19 protein-coding genes are annotated in these 20,782 nt (G+C 69.4%); 7 read left to right on the top strand and 12 right to left on the bottom strand.

Features of this window, described 5'->3' with window-relative positions; genetic code table 11:
- Positions 1–38: 38 nt before the first annotated feature.
- Both AAID08_RS10385 and AAID08_RS10380 read left to right on the top strand, forming a co-directional pair.
- A complete protein-coding gene (locus AAID08_RS10385; protein ID WP_395757608.1) occupies positions 39–1,028 on the top strand; it encodes a tripartite tricarboxylate transporter substrate binding protein in 990 nt (329 codons plus the stop codon).
- A 300-nt stretch (positions 1,029–1,328) separates the two neighbouring features.
- The gene (locus tag AAID08_RS10380) at positions 1,329–2,396 is read left to right on the top strand and encodes an AraC family transcriptional regulator (RefSeq protein ID WP_175168079.1); all 1,068 of its coding nucleotides are present in this window, start codon (positions 1,329–1,331) and stop codon (positions 2,394–2,396) included.
- Positions 2,397–2,549: 153 nt separating this feature from the next.
- On the opposite strand, the gene AAID08_RS10375 is transcribed toward AAID08_RS10380, so the two are convergent.
- The 11 genes from AAID08_RS10375 to AAID08_RS10325 all read right to left on the bottom strand — a co-directional run bounded on the left by AAID08_RS10375 (position 2,550) and on the right by AAID08_RS10325 (position 15,430).
- Positions 2,550–2,975, bottom strand: coding sequence for a hypothetical protein (locus tag AAID08_RS10375; RefSeq protein WP_395757607.1), 426 nt, complete (start codon positions 2,973–2,975; stop codon positions 2,550–2,552).
- 12 nt (positions 2,976–2,987) lie between these two features.
- Positions 2,988–3,362: a glutathione S-transferase N-terminal domain-containing protein gene (locus AAID08_RS10370; RefSeq protein ID WP_049074789.1), complete on the bottom strand. Its 375-nt coding sequence runs from the start codon at positions 3,360–3,362 to the stop codon at positions 2,988–2,990.
- Between the two features lie 169 nt (positions 3,363–3,531).
- Entirely contained in the window at positions 3,532–4,425 is an 894-nt protein-coding gene (locus AAID08_RS10365; RefSeq protein ID WP_064523599.1) for a transporter, read from the bottom strand.
- Positions 4,422–6,050, bottom strand: a complete 1,629-nt coding sequence (locus tag AAID08_RS10360) for a phytoene desaturase family protein (RefSeq protein WP_395757812.1) — start codon at positions 6,048–6,050, stop codon at positions 4,422–4,424. The genes AAID08_RS10365 and AAID08_RS10360 overlap by 4 nt, the downstream gene beginning before the upstream one ends.
- The gene (locus tag AAID08_RS10355; RefSeq protein WP_054432234.1) at positions 6,050–6,553 is read right to left on the bottom strand and encodes a flavin reductase family protein; all 504 of its coding nucleotides are present in this window, start codon (positions 6,551–6,553) and stop codon (positions 6,050–6,052) included. The genes AAID08_RS10360 and AAID08_RS10355 overlap by 1 nt, the downstream gene beginning before the upstream one ends.
- Entirely contained in the window at positions 6,553–7,794 is a 1,242-nt protein-coding gene (locus AAID08_RS10350) for a styrene monooxygenase/indole monooxygenase family protein (RefSeq protein WP_395757606.1), read from the bottom strand. Before AAID08_RS10350 ends, AAID08_RS10355 begins: the two co-directional genes overlap by 1 nt.
- 68 nt (positions 7,795–7,862) lie before the next feature.
- A complete protein-coding gene (locus tag AAID08_RS10345; RefSeq protein ID WP_395757605.1) occupies positions 7,863–8,651 on the bottom strand; it encodes an SDR family oxidoreductase in 789 nt (262 codons plus the stop codon).
- 398 nt (positions 8,652–9,049) lie between these two features.
- Positions 9,050–10,405: an IS110 family transposase gene (locus AAID08_RS10340; protein WP_049073553.1), complete on the bottom strand. Its 1,356-nt coding sequence runs from the start codon at positions 10,403–10,405 to the stop codon at positions 9,050–9,052.
- A gap of 560 nt (positions 10,406–10,965) precedes the next feature.
- A complete protein-coding gene (locus AAID08_RS10335) occupies positions 10,966–11,595 on the bottom strand; it encodes a class I SAM-dependent methyltransferase (protein WP_116792112.1) in 630 nt (209 codons plus the stop codon).
- 189 nt (positions 11,596–11,784) lie between these two features.
- The gene (locus AAID08_RS10330; RefSeq protein ID WP_059269881.1) at positions 11,785–13,641 is read right to left on the bottom strand and encodes a phosphoenolpyruvate carboxykinase (GTP); all 1,857 of its coding nucleotides are present in this window, start codon (positions 13,639–13,641) and stop codon (positions 11,785–11,787) included.
- Positions 13,642–13,807: 166 nt separating this feature from the next.
- A complete protein-coding gene (locus AAID08_RS10325) occupies positions 13,808–15,430 on the bottom strand; it encodes an acyl-CoA synthetase (RefSeq protein ID WP_395757604.1) in 1,623 nt (540 codons plus the stop codon).
- 132 nt (positions 15,431–15,562) lie between these two features.
- Between AAID08_RS10325 and AAID08_RS10320 the strand changes: the two genes are divergently transcribed.
- Positions 15,563–16,288 carry a TetR/AcrR family transcriptional regulator gene (locus AAID08_RS10320; protein ID WP_395757603.1) on the top strand — a complete coding sequence of 242 codons (726 nt, stop codon included), beginning with the start codon at positions 15,563–15,565 and terminating at the stop codon, positions 16,286–16,288.
- Here AAID08_RS10320 and AAID08_RS10315 read toward each other — a convergent pair.
- Positions 16,252–17,163 (bottom strand): SDR family oxidoreductase, encoded by a 912-nt coding sequence (locus AAID08_RS10315; RefSeq protein ID WP_054503991.1) that lies wholly within the window; start codon positions 17,161–17,163, stop codon positions 16,252–16,254. The two genes, AAID08_RS10320 and AAID08_RS10315, sit on opposite strands and share 37 nt — an antisense overlap.
- Before the next feature lie 135 nt (positions 17,164–17,298).
- On the opposite strand from AAID08_RS10315, the gene AAID08_RS10310 reads away from it, so the two are divergent.
- The 4 genes from AAID08_RS10310 (at position 17,299) to AAID08_RS10295 (ending at position 20,754) form a co-directional block, all read left to right on the top strand.
- Positions 17,299–18,090 (top strand): enoyl-CoA hydratase/isomerase family protein, encoded by a 792-nt coding sequence (locus AAID08_RS10310; protein WP_054503990.1) that lies wholly within the window; start codon positions 17,299–17,301, stop codon positions 18,088–18,090.
- 89 nt (positions 18,091–18,179) lie between these two features.
- On the top strand, positions 18,180–19,451 hold the full coding sequence (locus AAID08_RS10305; protein WP_395757602.1) for a Zn-dependent hydrolase: 1,272 nt from the start codon (positions 18,180–18,182) through the stop codon (positions 19,449–19,451).
- A gap of 17 nt (positions 19,452–19,468) precedes the next feature.
- Positions 19,469–19,804 carry a co-chaperone YbbN gene (locus tag AAID08_RS10300; protein WP_049074821.1) on the top strand — a complete coding sequence of 112 codons (336 nt, stop codon included), beginning with the start codon at positions 19,469–19,471 and terminating at the stop codon, positions 19,802–19,804.
- A gap of 62 nt (positions 19,805–19,866) precedes the next feature.
- Entirely contained in the window at positions 19,867–20,754 is an 888-nt protein-coding gene (locus AAID08_RS10295) for a DMT family transporter (RefSeq protein ID WP_175189732.1), read from the top strand.
- The last annotated feature ends 28 nt before the right edge of the window (positions 20,755–20,782 follow it).

The raw sequence follows: 20,782 nt of genomic DNA, 5'->3' as shown, positions 1-20,782 counted from the left end.
GGCAGGCAGGCCCCGGCCACATACCAAGGAGACAAACCATGCAAAAACACAATAAACGCGGGACGCTGCGCGCGCTGGCAGCCTTGCTGGCGGGCGCCGCCCTGTTCAGCGGCGGCGCGCAAGCGGCCGGCTACCCCGAACATCCGATCAACCTGATCGTGTCTTACGGGCCGGGCGGCGGCACCGACCTGGTGGCGCGCATGATGGCGCCCTATCTGCAAAAATACCTGGGCGGCGATGCCCGCATCGTCGTGCTGAACCGCCCTGGCGCGGGCGGCGCGATTGGTTTCTCGGAGCTGGCGCGGGCCCAGCCCGACGGCTACACCATCGGCTTCATCAACACGCCGAACCTGTTGACGATTCCCATCGAACGCAAGACCAGCTTCACCTGGCGCAGCTTCGATCTGCTGGGCAACCTGATCGACGATCCCGGCGCGTTTTCGGTGCGGAACGACAATCCGATCAAGACCCTGGCCGACCTTTCCGCCTACGCCAAGAAGAACCCGGGCAAGGTCACGGTGGGCACCACCGGCACGGGCTCCGACGACCACCTGGCCATGCTGCGCTTCGAACGCGTGTCCGGCAGCAAGCTCAGCCACATCCCCTACAAGGGCGCGGGCGAGGTGCGGGGCGCGCTGGCCAGCGGCGAGATCACGATCGGCGCCATCAACGTGGGCGAAGCGCTGCAGTACCAGAAAGGCGGCACCCCATTGCGCATGCTGGGGCAGATGGGCAAGACGCGTTCGGCGGCGCTGCCGGACGTGCCTACCTTCAAGGAACAGGGCTTCGATTTCGAACTGGCGTCGCTGCGAGGACTGGCCGCGCCCAAGGGCTTGCCCGACGACGTGCGCGCCAAGCTCGTCGCCGCCGTGAAACGCACGGTGGACGATCCGGAGTTCCAGGCCAAGGCCAGGGACATGTTCGCGCCGCTGCGTTATCTGGCGCCCCCGGAGTACGCCAAGGAACTGGCGGCCGGCGAAGCGGAATTCCAGGCGCTCTGGAAGGAAGCGCCCTGGCTCGATAAGTAGGCGGTTCGAGGGCTGGCGCGGGCGGGTTCCCGCGCCAGCCCGCCGGCTGACCGAACCGGTGTCCATCTGCCTCGAGCGTTAACGGCCGGCCGGCGCCGGACGCTTTCCCGCACGCCCTGGACAGCCAGCGCAAAAAACGGATAGTCCCATGCCCGGCGGGACGGGTTTTCCAGCAGTCCCGCCCGGGGCGCGGCGTTTTACTATGAGGACCATCATAAAGGCGCGCCACGGACGTGGCCGCCAGGGGAACCGGCGGCCGCTGCCCGCCGGACATCAGGACCTGAGCAAGGAATCCCGGCCATGCTGAACACGACGCAGTCCGATGCCGAGACATCATGGCAAGCCGCCGGGCCGCGCGCGGCCGCCGGGGCCATGGCCGGCGCCGCGGGGTGGCGCATCGACACCATCCTGGCGACACCCGCGCAGCAACTGTTCGCCTCGGGCGACCTGGACGAAGCACGCGCCATGGTGGGCCGCGTGATGCGGCCGCACCACCTGGGCGTGGTCGGATCGACGCAGCGCCTGAATGCGCGCATGCATCACCAGCCGCTGGGCGAAGTATCGCTGAACCGGCTGCGCTACGGCGCGAACGTCGAGATCCGGCCGGGCCCGCTGGAGGACTTCTTCCTGGTGCAGATGCCGCTGTCGGGCGCCGCGCTGATCGAGAGCGGGCCGCAGCGGGTGGATTCGACCCCGGACGTGGCATCGGTGGTGAGCCCGGATGACGACCTGGCGATGCATTGGGCCGACGACAACGACCAGTTCATGTTGCGGGTGGGCCGCTCCCTGCTGGAACGCACCCTGGTGGGCCACCTGGGCTGTACGCTGGATCGGCCGCTGCGCTTCCAACTGGGGTTCCGCTGGCGCGAGTGTCCGGCCTGGCGCTGCCTGATGGCGTATCTGCTGGACTGTTCCTCGCAGCACGCCGACCTGGCCGAGCACAAGCTGATCGTGCACCAGATGGAACAACTGGTGGCGGCGACGCTGCTGTCCGCCCTGCCCCACAACTACAGCGCCACGCCGGCGGGCCGCCGCGGCGCGGTGCTGCCGCGCCACGTGCGCTGCGTGCAGGATTACTTGCAGGCGCATGCGCACGAGCCGGTCAGCGCCGAGCAGTTGGCGCGCATCGCGGGAGTCAGCGTGCGCAGCCTGTATGCCGGCTTCAAGGAATTCCTGGGCATCAGCCCCATGCACTATCTGCGCGATCTGCGCATGGAGCGGGCGCGCGCCGAACTGCTGTCAGGCGAATGCCAGAACGTCGCGGGCGTGGCGTTGCGCTGGGGTTTTGCGCACCTGGGACGTTTCAGCGCCGGCTACAAGGCGCGTTACGGCGAAAGCCCCAGCCAGAGCGTGCGCCGGCACGGCTGACGCGGCAACTTTGTCAGGACTGGCCAGGCCTTGCGTTCAGACAACCCTGGGGATGGCCAATCGCAAACGATCGTCCGCTCACGCTGACGGCGTTCATTGCGGCATTCCGTTCGGCATTCAACGTGGCGTTCAGTGCGACGTTCAGCGTGGCGTTCAGCGCGGCTTCCAGGTCAGCCCGTCGGTCGAGCGGTATTCCGGGGTGCCGGTGCAGCAGCCGCCGGCGCCGAACGCCTGGCGGCCGATGAAGGCCTGCACGAAGCCCTTGCCCGCCGTCAGTTCCTGGCGCACGCAGAGTGTGGGCAACAGGGAGAAATCGCCTTCCAGCACCTGCGTCCAGGCGACGTTATCGCCTTCCGCCGGTTCCACCTTGTAGACCTTGCATTCATGCATGAGCAGGTGGATGGGCTTGCCCGCCAAGGTGCCCTTGAACTGGCGTTCGGGCGGCGTTTCCTGGGTGGCCAGGGTTTCCGCCGTGAGCCTGGACCCGGCGGGCGGCGGCGGCAGCGACGAGTCGCAGCCCGCCAGCGCCACGGCCGCGCACAGGGTCAGGAGAGCCAGGCGGCGGGCGGGGCGTGTCATGGAGCCGCCGCGTCAGGCCACGTTGGCGTAGCGTTGTTCAAGGTAGGCGATGATGTCGCTGGACTCGTACATCCAGCGCGTGCCGCCCGCTTCCTCGATGCGCAGGCACGGCACCTTGACCTTGCCGCCGCCGGCCTGCAATTCGGCGCGCGCCTGGGGATCCCCCTTGGCATCGCGCAGCGCCACGGGCACGTTCAGGCGGTGGATGGCGCGCCGCGTCTTGACGCAGAACGGACAGGCATGGAACTGGTAGAGCGACAGCGCGGCCGCCTCGCGGTCGACGGCGGCCTGGCCTTGGGCCGAGCGTTGCCGCGGGCGCGGGCGCGTCAGCGCATCGCCCAGGACAATCAGTTGACCCACACCGGCACGCAAGGCTTTGACAATCATGGATGGCTGCTTGAAGCGAAGAGAGCCTTGAGTCTAGCCCATTCGCGGCGGCGGGCGGGCGACGCCCGCCTTGCCACCGCCCCCTTCCCCGAGGCGGGCCCGCTGCCGGCCCGGCCCGCCGCAGGTAGCCCAAGGGCCTGTCTATCCTGAAAGGAGCCGGGCGCGGGCCCTAGAACGGAATCGCCAGTTTGACGTACAGCTGCGCGCCCTCCGGCCGGTTCTTGACCTGGAATTCCTGCTGCCACTTGGCGGTGAACAGCCAGCCGCGGTCGTTCATGTAGCGCACCGACGGCCCAACGCCGAAAGCGCGGGCGCGGCCGGCGGCGCTGTTGGGACCCGTGTCGTCGGTGACCTGCTGGAAGGCATGCCCGCCCACGCCCAGCACCCAGCCCTTGCCCACGCCCCAACCCACCGCGTAGTCGGCGTGGATGGCCTGGCCCGAGCGGGTGTCGGTGGCGGAGTTGCGGAAATTGAAGTCGTACATCAGCTTCAGGTCGGCATTGAAGCCGTCCGGGCTGATGCGGCTGAGCGCGAACACGGGCTGGGCGGTCCAGTAGTTCTTGCCGAGGCTGGACGGGTCCTTGCGGTCGTATTCGCCGGTGGGCGCGTACATGTCCAGGCCGACCACGTAGTGCAGCGATTCGGACAGGTGATAGCCCAGCGCCACGCCCAGCGTCATGTCGCCCAGGCCGGTGCTGCGGTAGCGCTGGCCGCCGGCCTTGAAGGTGACGTCCAGCAGCGGCGCGATGGCGTGGAAGGCCAGTTGGCCGCCCAGCACCTGCTGCGGCGTGACCCAGATCAGGCGCGGGGCCAGCACGTTGACGTCGACCTTGAAGTCCGGCACCGGCAGGCGCTCGCCGTCGTTGCCGCGCAGCTTGTCGTAGCGCGCGCCGCCGCCGTAGACCAGCATGTGCACCCCGGGCGGCGGCAGCGCGCCCGACATGAAGTTCTCCAGGCCGTCCGGATAGATGCCCAGGCCGCCGCCTTCGGTGGCTTGCGCCACGCCGCCGGCCAGCGCCAATGCCGCGGCGCAAGCCAGCCGCCGTGTCAGGTGTCTCTTCATGTTCCGCTCGTGCCCCCGCGGGGCGCGAGATGTTGTGCGACGAGATAGCCGGAACCGCCGCCCAGTCCGGGACCCGGGTGGGTGGCGGCGCCGATGTGGAAAAGGTTGCGCAGCGGCGTGCGGTGGCCACGCGCGCCCTGGCTGCCGGCGAACGGGCGCAGCCAGAAGAACTGGTCGGGCGAACAGATGCCCGCGTAAGGATCGCCGCCCACCAGGTTGCAGTTCAGCGCCTCCAGGTCGGCCGGCGAGTAGCTGCGGCGGCCGACGATGCGTTGCGCCAGGCCGGGCATGACCGGCTCCAGCCGCGCCTGCACGCGATCGGCGACGGCCTCGCGCAGGGCCTCGGTCCAGCGGCCGTCGGCGGGCGTGTCGATCAGGCCGGCGGCATCGCCCTTGACGCGCGCCGGCAGCTCCTGCATCTGCACCCACAGGATCCAGCCGCCGGCCGGCGCGCGCGACGGATCGACGGCGACCGGCTGGCCGATGGCCAGCGTGGGCCGCGCCGGCAACAGGCCGTTGTTGGCCTCGGTGACCGACGCGCAGACCTGCTCCATGCTCTCGGTCAGGTGCACCAGCGGCACGTGGCGCAGTTCGGGCGTGCGCCAGCCGGGCGGCGCGTCGAGCGCGAAATGGATCTGCATGCCGCCGCGGCCATGGCGGTAGCCGGCGGCGCGGCGCCGCACCGGCTCGGGCGCGTCGGGCAGCAGCGTGCCGTACAACTGGCCGGGCGTGACGTTGCAGACCACGGCCTCGCCGGCGCGGTACTCGCGGCCGGCGGCCACGACGCCGACGGCGCGGCGGCGGCGGCCTTCGCCATGCGTCAGGATGCGTTCGACGGCGGCGCCGGTCCGCAACCGGCCGCCGTGGTGCTCGATGACCTTGACCAGGGCGTCCACCACGCCCTGGCTGCCGCCCTTGACCACCGGCATGCCGCCGGCCACCACCGCGGCGAAGGTCAGCTTGCCGATCAGCGCCGAACAGGCGTCGTCCGGTCCCAGGCCGGTGTGCAGCACCCAGGGCGCGATCAGCGCGCGCGCCGCGTCGGATTGCAATTCACGGTCCGACCAGCGGCGAAAGCTCTCCAGCGAATCGGCGGCGAACGCCATCAGCCCGTCCAGGCCGCGCCGGCGCCACTCGCCGAACAGCAGCTTGAGCATGCCGGCGCCATAGGGGTTCTGGCCCAGCAGGCCGAAGGTCAGCGCGGCGTCTTCGCCGAACAGGCGTTGCGCCATGGCGCCGAACGCGGCGCCGTCGCCGGGCGCCCACGCGTCCAGGCGCCGCGCGCTGTCCGCGATGTCCTGCTTGAGGGCGATGCCGCTGCCGTCGGGCAGCGCCAGGCCGGTGGCGTAGTCGCACTGGGCGAATTCCAGGCCGGCCGCCTGCAGGGCCGGCTTGAGGGCGGCGTAGGCGGGACCGCCGACAAACAGCGGATACCAGCTCGACAGCACGTCATGGCGGTAGCCGGGAAACAGTTCCTCGGTGCGGATGCAGCCGCCCAGGCGGTCGTTGCGCTCCAGCACCAGCACCGATTTGCCGCGCTGCGCCAGCAGCGCGGCGCACACCAGCGAATTCATGCCGCTGCCCACCACGATGATCTGGGCGTCGGAGGCGGAAGATAAGGGCATCATAGGGTCAGCGCCGTGAAGCGTCCCGCGTGAAACACCAGCGGCGTGGCCTCCAGGCTGGCCACGCGCAGCACCCGGCCGAACAGCAGCAGGTGGTCGCCCGCCGGACTCTGCTGGTCGTTGGCGCAGACCAGCGTGGCCACGGCGCCGGCGATGGCGGGCACGCCCTCGGGCACCTCGTGCAGCTCGGCGCCTTCGAACTTGTCGGGCACCGCCGGATCGGCGAAGCGCCGCGCCAGCGCCTCCTGGCCGCAGGCCAGCACGCTGATGGTGAAGTGGTCGCAGTCGCGGAACGCCGCCAGGTTGGGCGAGCGGTTCACCAGGCTCCACAGCACCAGCGGCGGATCGAGCGACAGCGAGGCGAAGGAGTTGATGGTCAGCCCGACCTTGCGGCCGTCCGGACAGCGCGTGGCGACGATGGCCACGCCCGTCGGATAGCTGCCCAGCACGCCGCGCAGGACCTTGGGGTGCAGGTCGGTGCTGCCCCAGTCCAGGGCCGCCATCACGCCGCCGCCCGGGTGGATTTTTCGGCGATGAAGGCCTCGCAGGCGGTGGCGTCGGTCCACCACGGAAAGAAGTTGGGCGGATGGTTGAAGCCGTTGGCGATGGCGCTGGCCAGCGCGGGCGCGTCGCCGGCGGCCTGCAGCAGGTGCAGCAGATGCGGCGGCGGCGGCAGCAGCATCGAGTTGGTCCAGTCGACCACGGCGCTGGCGTAGTCCCAGAAGCGCTCGAAGGTCTGCCGCATCCAGTCGGCGGTGAAGGGCTGGTCGCCGCGCGCCAGGATCGCCTCCAGGTAGACGGCGCAGGCCTTGGTGGCGTTGTTCGAGCCCTGGCCGGTGATGGGGTCGTTGGTGACAACGGCGTCGCCCAGGCCGAACACCAGGCGGCCGGACGGCAGGGTCATGACCGGCTTGCGCACCGTGGGCGCGAAGCTGCCGGCCAGGATGCCGTTGGCGTCGGTCAGTTCGACCGATGCGCAGCGCTCGGCCTCCCAGGGCAGGAAGGTGCGCAGGATGTCCAGGCTCCTGGCCAGATGGTCCTGCGGCGTCTTGATATCGCGCCAGCAGTCCATCGGGCCGCCCGGCACGCCTTCGAACACCATGATTTCGCAGGGGCCGGTGGTGGTGAGCGCGGGAAACACGAAGTACTCGCCGACGCCGGGAATCAGGTTGAAGGCGACCCGCGAGAACACCGGCGCCGGGCGCATGCCGTGCACGTAGGTCAAGGCCAGCGCGCGCTGCGGCTTGTCGAAGCGCGAGCGCGCGGTGTCGCGCTCGAACAGCCTGACCACGTCGCCCTTGCCGGCGGCCAGCAGCACCAGGTCATGCGAGGCGGCCAGCAGCTCCAGCTCGGCCACGCCGCCATCCTGGATCAGCAGGCGGCCGCCGCGGGCGGCGAACAATTCCATCCAGGCCGGCATCTTGATGCGCTGGTCCACCGCCTGCGCCGGACGGTCCAGGCGCGCGGCCCAGTCGATCAGCTTGTGGCCGGGGCGCTCGGGATGCGGCACGGCCAGGCCGATGCCTTCGACCGGCGGACAGTCGGCTTCCCACTGGTTCAGGCCCAGGTCGCGCTCGATCTGCAGCGAGGCATCGAACATGCACTGGCTGGACATGACCTTGCCGCGGCGGATGTCATCGGGCTCGCGGTTGGTGACCACGGTCACCTCGTAGCCCTTGTCCAGCAGGCCCAGGGCCAACGGCAGGCCGGCCTGCCCTCCTCCGACGATCGCGATTCGACGCATGATGCTTCTCCTGTTTGGTGTGCGGGTCCGCCGGGATCCTGGCGGGCCGATGAGCGGTGAGGCCGGCCTTATTCGGCCAGGCGCGGGATGGCGGGACGGGCCTGTTCGGGGCCCATGGCGGAGTAGCCGCCGTCGACGGCGTAGTCGGCGCCGGTGACGAAGCTGGCGTGGTCCGACAGCAGGAAGGCGACCACCTCGGCCACTTCGGCCGGATCGCCGGCGCGGCCCAGCAGGTGGAAGTCGGCGGCGACCCGATCGGTCTTGGCGCGGTCGCCCTGGGTCAGTTCGTCCATGACCCGCGACCAGGTCCAGCCGGGCGACACGGAATTGACGCGGATGCGGCCGCCGGCGTAGTCCATCGCCAGGCTGCGGGTGACCTGCAGCAGCGCGGCCTTGGAGACCGGGTAGAGCCAGCGGCCGGTCTGCGCCACGCGCGACGAGATGCTGGTGAAGTTGACGATGGCGCCGCCGCCGGCGGCCACCAGGTGCGGATGCACGGCGCGGGCGGCCATGACGGCGCTGACGACGTTGATGTCCAGGGCGCGCAGCCAGTCGGCGCGGCCGGAGGCGGCGCCGTCGTCGAGGTAGGTGGCGGCGAGGTTTACCAGGTAATCGATGCGGCCGAAGTGGACGGCGACCTCGGCGACGGCGCGGGCCAGTTGCGCGTCGTCGGTGATGTCGAGCGGCCAGGCGCGGATGCCGTCGGGGTCGGTGGCGGCGACGCGGGCGGCGCCGTCGGCGTCGATGTCGAAGATGGCGACGCGTACGCCGTTGGCGCGCAGCGCGGCGACGACGCCGGCGCCGATCAGCGTGGCGCCGCCGGTGACGATGGCGGTTTTGTGGGCCAGTCCCTTCATTTGCTTGCCTCCTGGATTGCTGAGATCGTGAGGCGGATGTTGCGGCTGGGCGCTTGCTGGGGGGTAGCCGGATTTGGCGGTGGGTATCCGGGGAGTGCGGGTATTGCGGGGGGGTTGATGGCCGTCAGGGGGGGATGGCCGGTGGCTGCGGTGGGTATCCGGTTTGTGCTTTGCTTTGTTCGCCTGGGAAGGGGGTGGTCAGGGTGATGGGCTTCGTAGGCCGGCTCTGCTTCGTAGGCCGGCTCTGCTTCGTAGGCCGGCTCTGCTTCGTAGGCTGCCCCTCGGGCGGGCGCAGTCGGTGGCGGGCGCCCACGATTGCGGTCCGGAGCGTTCGCTCCGGACTGCCCCGTTGTCATCTTCGTTGTCGCCTGCGGCGACTGCCTCTCAAGAAACTCCACTTAAGTCATTGATACCTCATTGGTTTCTCCTGAGGCGGTTAACGGCACCAAGCTGTAGCCCATGGTCTCTGCACGTTTTGTCAGGTGATGCAGGACGCGTTGGCGGTGGCGTTCTTCGTAGTACAGCTCACCTTGGTCGACGTATTCGGACCCTTTGGTCAGTAGGGTGTAAATCAGTCGAGCCAGTTTGTGCGCGGCTGCGGTGATGGCGCGCCGCTTGTCCAGGCGAGCGCACAGCCTTCGGTAGTAGGCGCCTAAAGCGGACTGGCTGTGACGTAGCGCCATTGCCGCCAGACGCAGGGCCTGTGCGGCGCGGTTGGGTGAGCGTTTGGTGGCGCCGTTCAGAACCTTGCCTCCGGAGATGCGTGTGCCCGGGCACAAGCCTAACCACGAAGCGAAGTGCTTGGCCGAAGGGAAGCGGTTCATGTCCGGACCGACCTCGGCCAGGACGGTAAAGGCAGTCATCTCGTCGATGCCGTTGATGCGGGTCAGGTCCACGCCGCACATGGCAAATAGATGCGTGCGCAGATCGAAGGCCATGGCCTTTTTGGGCCAGCGGCGCTGCGACTTGCCCGGATCGCCGTCATGGCGGTGCAGTTTGTGCAGTTCGGCTTGGATGTGCTGATCGCAATCGTTGAGCAGTTGTTGATAGGTGTCGTACAGGGCCAGCGCTTGCCGCAGCGCGAACAAGTGCTCGTGACGCCAGTTGCCTTGCAGCGCGGCAGCGATATCGTCCTCGCTGGCCTTGACCTGGCGCTTCTTCAGGCGGGCCAGTGCATGCGGGTCGCGCTCGCCACCGACGATGGCGCGGATGATGGCCTGACCGGTGACCCCGACCACGTCCGACAGCACTTGCGTGAGCTGAATGTTCATCTGGGCAAGTGCCTTCTGCATGTGCTGCACGTGGCGCACCTGCGAGGCAAGCAGCATCTCGCGCTGGCGCGAGAACTCGCGCAAGACGCAAATCTCGTCAGAGGGACGGAAGGCGCCGGCCAACAGGCCATAGCTCATGAGCTGTTGCAGCCACTGGCAGTCCAGGACATCGGACTTGCGGCCCGAGACGTTCTTCACGTGACGGGCGTTGACCAGGTAAACGGTGAAACCCTGGCTATCGAGCAGCTCATAAAGCGGGATCCAGTAAACGCCGGTGGACTCCATGGCCACGGCGGTAACGCCGCAGTCCTTGAGCCATTGCGCTAGGCGATACAAATCGGCCGTAAAGCTCTTGAACTCGCGGACAGGTTGGTCGTCGCGGTCATGAGGCACGGCAACGAAGTGGCTGGCCGACCCGATGTCGATGCCCGCGGCATCGGGATGGGCCAGGCTTAGGGTTGCATCGGACTTGCGAGGTGACATGGCTTGCTCCATCATCGCTAACGGAATGCCGCCAGGCATGGGTACGTCGTTGTACTCACTCTCTCAAACGGGATGCACGCGCTAAGCGTGTGCTCGCCAATGTCGGTGACGTCACCCGGGGCCATGCTTCAGTACGGGCGTGGGCAAACACGCACCATTGGAAGGTCGGTCTTTACCTGAGCGGCATTCCACCTTGCCACAGGTGCAGCCACGAAGACAGTTTCTTCGTCACGGGCGTCGTGAATGACGACTATTGGGCTTCAGATTCCCTCGGGCGCATCGAGGTTGCCCGCCACCGACTGCGCCCGCCCGAGGGGCTACGTGCGTCTTGGTCTGTCGCGCTGCAGGACCTGTGGTCAGGGAAGGGAATTTTCAGGGCTGCCAATCCTGGCCGCGCGGGCGGCCAAGATTGGCGTCCAAGCGTTTGAGGGGGTGGCGAATGCGCTGCGCGCCGGTGATCGATGCATATCCATCTTCCGCAACTTGCTGGGAGATAGAGAGAGGTTGGCCATTTCACCGATGCGGGGAGCGGAAGGTGACGCGTGTATCGCGTCGTGCGGTCAGTCCGCCCTTCTCCACACACTGGCGAGCCAGGGTTGTTGTTCGCGAGGGAGGCCGTCGGGGCGGTAGTAGTGTTCGAGTTCTTCGAAGCCCGCGGCTTGCAGCAGGGTGCGCCAGCCGGCCAGGTCGTGGTAGGCGCCGTAGCGGCCGCGGTTCCAGCCTTCCTGGTTGCCGCCGCGGGGGTTGGAGCTGAAGAGGACGCCGCCGGGTTTGAGGGTGGCGCGCAGGTCGCGCAGGACGCGGGGCAGTTCCTGGGTGGGGACGTGGAACAGGACGGCGTTGGCGAAGATGCCGTCGAAGCGGGCCGCGGGCAGTTGCAGGCGTAGGAAGTCCTGGTGCCAGACTTCACGGCCGCTGGCGGCGCGGGCCATGGCGACGAAGCTGGGGGTGCCGTCCAGGCCGACGGGGCGGTGGCCGAGGGCGGCGAAGGTCTTGAGGTCGCGGCCGGGGCCGCAGCCGAGGTCGAGGATGTCGTAGGGCGGCTCGCCGTCGATATGGCGCAGCAGCGCGGCGATGTTCTGGCTGACGTCGTGGTCGCGCGTGCCGGCCTCGAAGGACTGGGCGCTTTCTTCGTAGTGGGCCAGGGTCAGTTCGGTGATCTTGGCGAGGTCTTCGGCGTCGAGGTGCATGGAACGATTGTGCCGTAAAAAAACCCGCGCACGTCACCCTGCGCGGGTTTGGGGTCGGGCGCGGCCGGCTCAGGCGTGGCCGGCTGAGGTGCGGCCGGCTTGGGCGCGGCCGGCTGACGCGTGGCCGATATCAGCGCGACCGGCGCAGACGCGGGCGGCTGACCTGCGGTCGCCCGCGGCGCGGCAGGCTCAGGCGGCCAGACGGCCTTCGATCCGGGCCTTGGCGGCGGGCAGGTCGTCGGGCAGGCCCTGGGCCAGTTGGCCGAACAGCTCGTCGTGCAGCGCCAGTTCGTCGCGCCAGGCGCCGTCGTCGACCGACATGACCTGTTCGAACTTGTCGGGGCTGAATTCCAGGCCGGTCCAGTCGATGTCCTGGTAGCTGGGCGAGATGCCGAACACCTGGTCGACGCCGCCGGCCTGGCCGTCGATGCGGCCCAGCATCCAGCGCAGCACGCGCATGTTCTCGCCGAAGCCGGGCCAGACGAACTTGCCGTCGGGGCCCTTGCGGAACCAGTTGACGCAGTAGATGCGCGGCAGCGTGGCGCCGGCGGCTTCGAGCTGCTTGCCCAGCTTGAGCCAGTGCGTGAAGTAGTCGCTCATGTTGTAGCCGCAGAACGGCAGCATGGCGAACGGATCGCGCCGCACCACGCCCTGCTGGCCGACGGCGGCGGCGGTGGTTTCCGAGCCCATGGTGGCGGCCATGTAGACGCCTTCGACCCAGTTGCGCGCCTCGGTCACCAGCGGCACGGTGGTGGAGCGGCGGCCGCCGAAGATGAAGGCGTCGATCACCACGCCCTGCGGGTTTTCCCACTCGGGGTCGATCGACGGGCACTGCGCCGCCGGGGCGGTGAAGCGCGCGTTGGGGTGGGCGGCCTTGCGGCCGGTTTCGCGGGCGATGGCGGGCGTCCAGTCCTGGCCCTGCCAGTCGATCAGGTGCGCCGGCGGCGTGTCGGTCATGCCTTCCCACCAGACGTCGCCGTCGTCGGTCAGGGCGACGTTGGTGAAGATGACGTTGGCCTTGAGCGTGGCCATGGCGTTGAAGTTGGTCTGCTCGCTGGTGCCCGGGGCCACGCCGAAATAGCCGGCCTCGGGGTTGATGGCGTGCAGGCGGCCGTCGGCGCCCGGCTTGATCCAGGCGATGTCGTCGCCGATGGTGGTGACCTTCCAGCCGTCCATGCCCTGCGGCGGGATCAGCATGGCGAAGTTGGTCTTGCCGCAGGCCGACGGGAACGCGGCGGCGACGTGGTACTTGCGGCCCTTGGGCGAGGTCACGCCCAGGATCAGCATGTGTTCGGCCAGCCAGCCCTGGTCGCGGCCCATGGTGGAGGCGATGCGCAGCGCGAAGCACTTCTTGCCCAGCAGCGCGTTGCCGCCGTAGCCCGAGCCGAAGCTCCAGATCTCGCGGCTCTTGGGGAAGTGAACGATGTACTTGGTGGCGTTGCAGGGCCAGGCCACGTCGGCCTCGCCGGCGGCCAGCGGCTTGCCGACCGAGTGCACGCACGGCACGAAGTCGCCGTCGGCGCCGAGCACGTCGTAGACCTGCTTGCCCATGCGCGTCATGATGCGCATGTTGACCACGACGTAGGGGCTGTCGGACAGTTCGACGCCGATGTGGGCGATGTCCGAACCCAGCGGCCCCATCGAGAACGGCACCACGTACAGCGTGCGGCCGCGCATGGCGCCGTCGAACAGGCCGTTGAGGGTGGCGCGCATTTCGGCCGGGTCGGCCCAGTTGTTGGTCGGGCCGGCGTCCTCGGGACGGTCGGAGCAGATGAAGGTGCGGTCTTCGACGCGCGCCACGTCCGACGGGTCGGAACAGGCCAGGAAGGAATTGGGCCGCTTGGCCGGGTTGAGGCGGCGCATGGTGCCGGCCTGGACCATCTGTTCGCAGAGGCGGTCGTATTCTTCCTGCGAACCATCGCACCATTCGACGCGGTCCGGCTTGGCCAGCGCCACGACGCTGGCGACCCAGTCGATCAGGCCGCGATGCTTGACGTACGCGGGTACGTTCAAGGCCGCCAGGCCCCCGTCCAAGGGTTTATTCATCAGGGTTATCTCCATACTAAGGCTAATGGCGATACGGCCCCGTTTGACTGGGGCCGTATACATGTTTGCGCCATCATACTTGCAGCGCCGGGCAGGCCGTCAACCCGACCAAACGGACGAGTTTGTCACCGGGTTTGTCACCCGGTTTTCGCCGCGCCGCCAGGACTCAGGCATAGCTGCCGTCGCGCAGGGAACGGCGGATGATCTTGCCGGTGGCGGTGGTCGGCAAACTCGTTACAAAGCGGATGCGGCGCGGGTATTCATGAGCCGCCAGGCGGTTGCGTACGTGCGCCTGCAAGGTCTTGACCAGCGCCTCGTCGCCGGCCACGCCGTCGTGCAGCACCACGTAGGCCATCACCACCTCGGTGCGCTCGGCGTCGGGCACGCCCACCACGGCGGCCATGCGCACCGCGGGGTGGCCCAGCAGGCAGTCCTCGATCGGCCCGGGGCCGATGCGGTAGCCGGCGCTGGTGATGACGTCGTCGTTGCGGCCGACGAAGCGGATGAAGCCGTCGGCGTCGCGCACGCCCATGTCGCCGGTCAGCAGGTAATCGCCGGCGAATTTCTCGGCGGTGGCCTGCGGGTTGTTCCAGTAGCCCAGGAACATCACCGGATCGGGCCGCAATACGCCGATATTGCCTTCCTGCCCATCGGCCATTTCGGCGCCCTGCTCGTCCACGATGGCGACCCGGTGGCCGGGCGCGGCGCGGCCGATGCTGCCGATGCGCGGCGCGAACAGGGATGAGCACGACGACACCAGCATGTTGCATTCGGTCTGGCCGTAGAACTCGTTGATGGTCACGCCCAGCACCCGGCGGCCCCAGTCGATCAGCTCGGCGCCGAGCGATTCGCCGCCGCTGGCCACCGAGCGCAGCGCCAGCGCGCCCGGCGCCGGCGGATGGGCTACGCCGCGCATCATCTTGAGCGCGGTGGGCGGCAGGAAAGTGTGCGTGACGCCATGGCGCGCCATCAGGTCGAAGGCCGCGGCGCCGTCGAATTTCTCGAAGCGCCGCGCCAGCACCGGCACGCCGTGGTGCCAGGCCGGCAGCAGCACGTCCAGCAGGCCGCCGATCCAGGCCCAGTCGGCCGGCGTCCACATCAGCGAGGCGTGCTCGGGAAAGAACTCGTGCGACATCTCCACGCCCGGCAGGTGGCCGAGCAGCACGCGGTGGGCGTGCAGCGCGCCCTTGGGCTTGCCGGTGGTGCCCGACGTGTAGATGATGACGGCCGGGTCGTCGGCCGCGGTGGGTTCGGCTTCGAACTGCGCGGATTCGGCGTCGAGCGAGGCGTGAAACGGCAGCGCCCCGCCCTCGCCCGGACCGTCGATGCAATAGACCGTCCGCAGGGCCGGCAGCGTGGCGCGGATCTCGCGCAGGCGGCGGCAGCCCTCGGCGTCGGTGACCAGCGCGGCGGCGCCGCTGTCGGCCAGCCGGTACTGGATCGCATCAACGCCGAACAAGGTGAACAGCGGCACCGCCACCGCGCCCAGCTTGTACACGGCGATGTGGGTCACGGCGGTCTCGGGCGCCTGGGGCAGGTACACCGCCACCCGGTCGCCGCGCCGCACGCCCTGGCGCCGCAGCGCGTTGGCCAGCTGATTGGCGCGCGCCTTGATGTCGTCGAAGCTGTAGCGCGTCTGGCTGCCGTCGCTTTTCTCGTGGATCAGCGCCAGGCGGCCGCTGCCGTCGGCCCACTTGTCGCAGGCGTCCACGCCGATGTTGTAGGCCGCCGGCACGCGCCATTGGAAGGAAGACGCCAACTGCGCGTAGGTTTCGGTTCTGGACAGCATGATGCTCGGGTCTCCGTGTCGCGGTTCTTGTGTTCGCTGTTCTTTTGTATTCGTGGCGGGGGCTTTGAGGCGCGGCGCCGCGGGTCGTTATGATAGTAAGCCCTGGCCACTTCCCATCGCCCCGCCGCCCCCATGGAAAAAACCGCCGCCGTCCCGATGCGCCGCCCGCCGGCCAGCGCCAAGTCCGAGCAACGGATACGGGACATCCTGCGGGTCGCGCGGCAGGTGTTTTCCGAGGCCGGCTTCCAGGCCGCCACCACCACCGAGATCGCGCAGCGGCTGGGCGTGTCCGAAGGCACGGTGTTCACCTACTTCGGCGGCAAGCGCGAGCTGTGCGTGCGCGTCATCAGCGACTGGTACGACGAGATCATCGCCAAGGTCGAGGACTACCTGCCGCACGTGCAGGGCGCGCGGGCCCAGCTGCACTACCTGGTGCATGCGCACCTGCGCCACCTGCTGGCCGAGGGCACCGGGCTGTGCGCCTTCATCCTGTCCGAAGGCCGGGCCCGCAACGACGATTTCGGCGAGATCTACGCCGGCCTGCAGCGGCGCTACACCGCGCCGTTGATGCGCATCCTGGCGCAAGGCCAGGCCGACGGCCACATTCGCCAGGACATGCCGCTGCGCCTGCTGCGCTCGGCCATCTATGGCCCGATGGAACACGTGCTGTGGGACGCCATCCTGCGCGGAACGCGGGTCGACGTGGCGACCACCGCCGACCAGCTGGTCGACTTCCTGTGGCAGGCGCTGCAGCCGCCGCGCCGCGACGCGCTGGCGCTGGCGCAATTCCGGGGCGAGGTGCAAGACGCCCTGCATCGGCTTCAGTCCGCCGAGAACAAGGACGGCGGCGCGTACTGAGGAAAGCCGTCGTAGGTCTCGCCGCGCGCGGCCGGCGCCAGCGTCCAGGAATGGCGCGCGTTGGGCACGCCGCCATCCACGCGGATGACGCTGCCGTTGATGAAGGCCGCCGCCGGCGACAGCAGGAACACCACCGCCGCCGCCAGCTCGGCCTCGGTGCCGAAGCGCTGCAACGGCACCTTGGCGGCCAGGCCGCGCAGCACCGCGCGGTAGTCCTCGTCGTAGCTGTCCATGCCGCTGGAGGCGATCCAGCCCGGCGCCACCGCGTTCACGCGCACGCCGGCGTGGGCCCATTCGCAGGCCGCCGTTTCGGTCAGGTTCCAGACGCCGGCGCGGGCCGCGCCGGAATGCCCCATGCCGGGCATGCCGCCCCAGATGTCGGCCAGCATGTTGACGATGGCGCCGCCATGCTGGCGCATGTGCTGGGTGTAGACCTCGCGCGCCATCAGGAAGGTGCCGTGCAGGTTGTTCTGCACCACCGCGTTCCAGCCGTTGAAGCTGATCTGGTCCAGCGGCGCGGGGAACTGGCCCCCGGCGCAATTGAACAGGCCGTCGATGGCGCCATGCGCGGCCAGCGCGTCGGCCACCGCGCCCCGCACGCCGGTCTCGCCGCGGATGTCGCAGGCGTGCAGCGTGATGCGGCCCGCGGCCTCGGGATAGATGCGCGCCAGTTCATCGCGCGCGGCCTCCAGCTTTTCCGGCTTGCGGCCCACCAGCGCCAGGCGCGCGCCCAGCGAAGCCAGCTCGTGCGCGGTGCAGCGCCCCAGGCCGCTGCCGCCGCCCGTGACCATGACGGTCTTGCCGTCGAACAGGCCCGGCCGGAAGACCGACGCGTAGCGCGACGCCGCGGCGGCGCCGTCGGGGGATGGGTTCATGTCTCGCTCCATTATTTTTTTGAGGATAACTCAATAACCTGACAATAAGTTCATCATTTAGGCGTATTACCCTATGGAAACAATGCATCGATTCAGGCTATTAGTTGAGCCTTTATCAATAATTCGGAGACTCGCATGAGCACGCCGACCCCGCTGCTGGTGGACCGCGACGGCCCCGTCGCCCGCCTGACGCTGAACCGCCCGGACATGCGCAACGCCTTCGACGAAACGCTGATCGCGGCGCTGACCACGGCGGTGCGCGAGGCGGCGGACGACCCGGCCGTGCGGGTGCTGCTGCTGACCGGCGCCGGCAAGGCGTTCTGCGCCGGCGGCGACCTGAACTGGATGCGCAGGATGGCCACGCTGACCGACGCCGACAATCGCGCCGACGCCGACCGCCTGGCGCGGATGCTGCGCGCCATCTGGTCCTGCCCCAAACCCGTGGTGGCGGCGGTCAACGGCGACGCCTATGCGGGCGGCATGGGCCTGGTGGCGGCCTGCGACGTCGCCATCGCCGCCGATCAGGCGCAGTTCTGCCTGTCGGAAACGCGCCTGGGCCTGCTGCCCGCCACCATCAGCCCCTACGTGATCCGCGCCATGGGCGAACGCGCGGCCAACCGCTACTTCCTGACCGCCGAACGCTTCGACGCCGCCGCCGCGTACCGCATGGGGCTGCTGCATGGCATCGTGCCGCTGGCGCGGCTGCAGGACGAAGCCGACGCCGTCTGCCGCGCGCTGTGCGACAACGGCCCGCAGGCAGTGCAGGCCAGCAAGCGGCTGGTGCGCGACTTTGCCGGGCGGCCGCTGGATGACGCGCTGGTGGCCGATTCGGTCGAACGCATCGCCGCGGTGCGTGCGTCGGATGAAGCGCGGGAAGGCGTCAGCGCGTTCCTGGAAAAGCGCCCGCCGGCCTGGCGCGCGTCCTGAGGCAAGGCGAGGCGGCGCGTCCGCGCCGCGGCGAACATGGCGGCCGTATCCCACATGCCATAATCGCCGATGCAAATCCTGGAATCTCCATGCCCACCGCCTTACCCGTTTTCCCCCCATTGAATGCCGAGCGCCTGTGGTCGCGCGTCGAGACCCTGTCGCGCTACACCCTGCCCGACCAACCCTGGACCCGCCGCGCCTTTTCGCCGCTGTTCCTGCAAGCGCGCGAGTGGCTGCGCGGCGAGTTCGAGGCCGCCGGCCTGGCCACCCGCCTGGACGCCGGCGGCAACCTCATCGGCACGCGCGCCGGCCGCAACGCGCACCGCAAGGCCATCGCCACCGGCTCGCACTGCGACACCGTGATGAGCGGCGGCCGCTTCGACGGCATCATCGGCGTGCTGGCCGGCATCGAGGTCGCCCACACCATGCGGGAACACGGCATCGAACTGGAACACCCGTTCGAGGTCATCGACTTCCTGTCGGAAGAACCCAGCGACTACGGCATCTCCTGCGTCGGCAGCCGCGCCCTGAGCGGTCAGCTCAGCGCCGACATGCTGGCTGCCCGCAACGCCGACGGCGAGACGCTGGCGCAGGGCATCGCCCGCATCGGCGGCGATCCCAGCGCGCTGGCCCGGCCCCTGCGCGGCCCGGACGGCACCGCCGCCTTCGTCGAACTGCACATCGAACAAGGTCCCGTGCTGGAAAGCCGCCAGTTGCCCATCGGCGTGGTCACCAACATCGTCGGCATCCGCCGCGTGCTGATCACGGTCGAAGGCCAGCCCGACCACGCCGGCACCACGCCCATGGACATCCGCCGCGACGCGCTGGTCGGCGCGGCCCGCATCATCGACGCCGCCAGCCGCCAGGCCAGCGCCGCCAGCGGCCATCCGCACTACGTGGTCGCCACCGTCGGCAAGCTCGCCATGACGCCCAACGCCGCCAACGCCGTGCCCGGCCGCGTCGAGCTGACGCTGGAAATGCGCAGCGACAGCAACGCGGTGCTGGACGCCTTCCCCGAAACCCTGATGGCCGGCGTGGCCGCCGACCTGAAGGCCCTGCGCCTGACCGCCGGCTTCGCGCAGTTGAGCCGGGCCCAGCCCACCGACTGCACCCCGCTGGTGATGGACGCGGTGCAGGCCGCCGCCGACCAGCTCGGCTACGCCAGCACGCGCCTGCCCAGCGGCGCCGGCCACGACGCCGTCTACATGGCGCCCACCGGCCCCATCGGCATGATCTTCATCCCCTGCCTGAACGGACGCAGCCACTGCCCCGAGGAGTGGATCGAGCCGGCGCAGTTGCTGGACGGCACCCGCGTGCTGTATCAGACCGTGCTGGAGCTGGATCGCCGGCTGTCCCGATAACCCACCCTGATGCCGCCATGGAACAGATAGAACTGAACGACAGCACCGCCGACCGCTACCTGCTGGACACCCCCGGCCTGACGCTGCTGGTGTTCCACAGCCGCACCTGCGGCACCTGCCGCATCGCGCGCGAACAGTTGCCCAAGCTGGACCTGCCGGTGGAACGCGTGTGCTGGGTCGATGCGGGCGAGAACGGCGGCCTGGTCGAACGCTACGAGGTCTTCCACCTGCCGGCCATGTTCGTCACGCGCGACGGCGCCTTCTTCGGCCCGGTGCAGGCCAGCCTGGCCGAATGGGATCTGCGCCAGCAGATCGGACTGGCGCTGGACAGCTACCCGGCCGAACTGCCGTGAGCGCCGTCGCCGCCCTCGCGGCCCCTACCCGCCGTCCGCTGGACTCGCTGGCCACCGGCGTGATGCTGCTGCTGTGCGTCTGCTGGGGTTTCCAGCAGATCGCCATCAAGCTGGTGGCCGCCGACATCTCGCCCATCATGCAGGTCGGCCTGCGCTCGGCCTTCGCGGCGCTGGTGCTGGGCGCGGTGGTGTGGCGCGCCGAAGGCTCGCGCGCGCTGCGCGATGGCACGCTGGGCGCGGGCGTGCTGGTGGGCCTGCTGTTCGGCTTCGAGTTCCTGGCGATCGCGCAGGGGCTGGTCTACACCACGGCCTCGCACATGTCGGTGTTCCTGTACACCGCGCCGATCTTCACCGCGCTGGGCCTGCACTGGCGCGTGCCGGAAGAACGCATGGCGCCGCTGCAATGGCTGGGCGTGGCGGTGGCCTTCGGCGGCATCGCCGTGGCCTTCCTGGGCAACGGACAGCCGCAGGCCGCGGCCGCCAGCAACATGCTGCTGGGCGACAGCCTCGGACTGCTGGGCGGGCTGCTGTGGGGCGCCACCACGGTGGCGATCCGCCGCACCGCGCTGTCGGAAGCGGCGCCGTCCAAGACGCTGTTCTACCAGATGGCGATCGCCGCGCTGGTGCTCCTGGTCTATGCCGCGGCCACCGGCAACGCCGGCATCCGCTACACCCCGTCGGCGATGCTGAGCGTGGCGTTCCAGTCGGTGGTGGTGGCGTTGTCGAGCTACCTGGCCTGGTTCTGGCTGCTGCGGCGCTACCTGGCCTCGCGCCTGTCGATCCTGTCGTTCATGACGCCGCTGTTCGGGGTGTCGTTCGGCGTGCTGATCCTGGACGAGCCGCTGGACGGCGCCTTCGTCCTGGGCGCGCTGATGGTGCTGGCCGGCATCTCGCTGGTGAGCGGCGCCGGCCTGCTGCGCGAGAAACTGCGGCGCGGCCGGCGCGCCTGAGCGGCGCGGGGTGACCGTAGTGGGATGG

The organism is Achromobacter sp. EB05, assembly GCF_044232075.1.
In the GTDB taxonomy this organism is placed as follows: domain Bacteria; phylum Pseudomonadota; class Gammaproteobacteria; order Burkholderiales; family Burkholderiaceae_B; genus Achromobacter; species Achromobacter dolens.
This window is presented reverse-complemented; position numbering and strand designations above follow the sequence as displayed.

What these genes read in the sequence shown, in the direction of transcription:
- AAID08_RS10385 (WP_395757608.1), top strand. Translation starts at nt 39, where the DNA reads ATGCAAAAACACAATAAACGCGGGACGCTGCGCGCGCTGGCAGCCTTG.
- AAID08_RS10380 (WP_175168079.1), top strand. Translation starts at nt 1,329, where the DNA reads ATGCTGAACACGACGCAGTCCGATGCCGAGACATCATGGCAAGCCGCC.
- AAID08_RS10375 (WP_395757607.1), bottom strand. Translation starts at nt 2,975, where the DNA reads ATGACACGCCCCGCCCGCCGCCTGGCTCTCCTGACCCTGTGCGCGGCC.
- AAID08_RS10370 (WP_049074789.1), bottom strand. Translation starts at nt 3,362, where the DNA reads ATGATTGTCAAAGCCTTGCGTGCCGGTGTGGGTCAACTGATTGTCCTG.
- AAID08_RS10365 (WP_064523599.1), bottom strand. Translation starts at nt 4,425, where the DNA reads ATGAAGAGACACCTGACACGGCGGCTGGCTTGCGCCGCGGCATTGGCG.
- AAID08_RS10360 (WP_395757812.1), bottom strand. Translation starts at nt 6,050, where the DNA reads ATGCCCTTATCTTCCGCCTCCGACGCCCAGATCATCGTGGTGGGCAGC.
- AAID08_RS10355 (WP_054432234.1), bottom strand. Translation starts at nt 6,553, where the DNA reads ATGGCGGCCCTGGACTGGGGCAGCACCGACCTGCACCCCAAGGTCCTG.
- AAID08_RS10350 (WP_395757606.1), bottom strand. Translation starts at nt 7,794, where the DNA reads ATGCGTCGAATCGCGATCGTCGGAGGAGGGCAGGCCGGCCTGCCGTTG.
- AAID08_RS10345 (WP_395757605.1), bottom strand. Translation starts at nt 8,651, where the DNA reads ATGAAGGGACTGGCCCACAAAACCGCCATCGTCACCGGCGGCGCCACG.
- AAID08_RS10340 (WP_049073553.1), bottom strand. Translation starts at nt 10,405, where the DNA reads ATGTCACCTCGCAAGTCCGATGCAACCCTAAGCCTGGCCCATCCCGAT.
- AAID08_RS10335 (WP_116792112.1), bottom strand. Translation starts at nt 11,595, where the DNA reads ATGCACCTCGACGCCGAAGACCTCGCCAAGATCACCGAACTGACCCTG.
- AAID08_RS10330 (WP_059269881.1), bottom strand. Translation starts at nt 13,641, where the DNA reads ATGAATAAACCCTTGGACGGGGGCCTGGCGGCCTTGAACGTACCCGCG.
- AAID08_RS10325 (WP_395757604.1), bottom strand. Translation starts at nt 15,430, where the DNA reads ATGCTGTCCAGAACCGAAACCTACGCGCAGTTGGCGTCTTCCTTCCAA.
- AAID08_RS10320 (WP_395757603.1), top strand. Translation starts at nt 15,563, where the DNA reads ATGGAAAAAACCGCCGCCGTCCCGATGCGCCGCCCGCCGGCCAGCGCC.
- AAID08_RS10315 (WP_054503991.1), bottom strand. Translation starts at nt 17,163, where the DNA reads ATGAACCCATCCCCCGACGGCGCCGCCGCGGCGTCGCGCTACGCGTCG.
- AAID08_RS10310 (WP_054503990.1), top strand. Translation starts at nt 17,299, where the DNA reads ATGAGCACGCCGACCCCGCTGCTGGTGGACCGCGACGGCCCCGTCGCC.
- AAID08_RS10305 (WP_395757602.1), top strand. Translation starts at nt 18,180, where the DNA reads ATGCCCACCGCCTTACCCGTTTTCCCCCCATTGAATGCCGAGCGCCTG.
- AAID08_RS10300 (WP_049074821.1), top strand. Translation starts at nt 19,469, where the DNA reads ATGGAACAGATAGAACTGAACGACAGCACCGCCGACCGCTACCTGCTG.
- AAID08_RS10295 (WP_175189732.1), top strand. Translation starts at nt 19,867, where the DNA reads ATGCTGCTGCTGTGCGTCTGCTGGGGTTTCCAGCAGATCGCCATCAAG.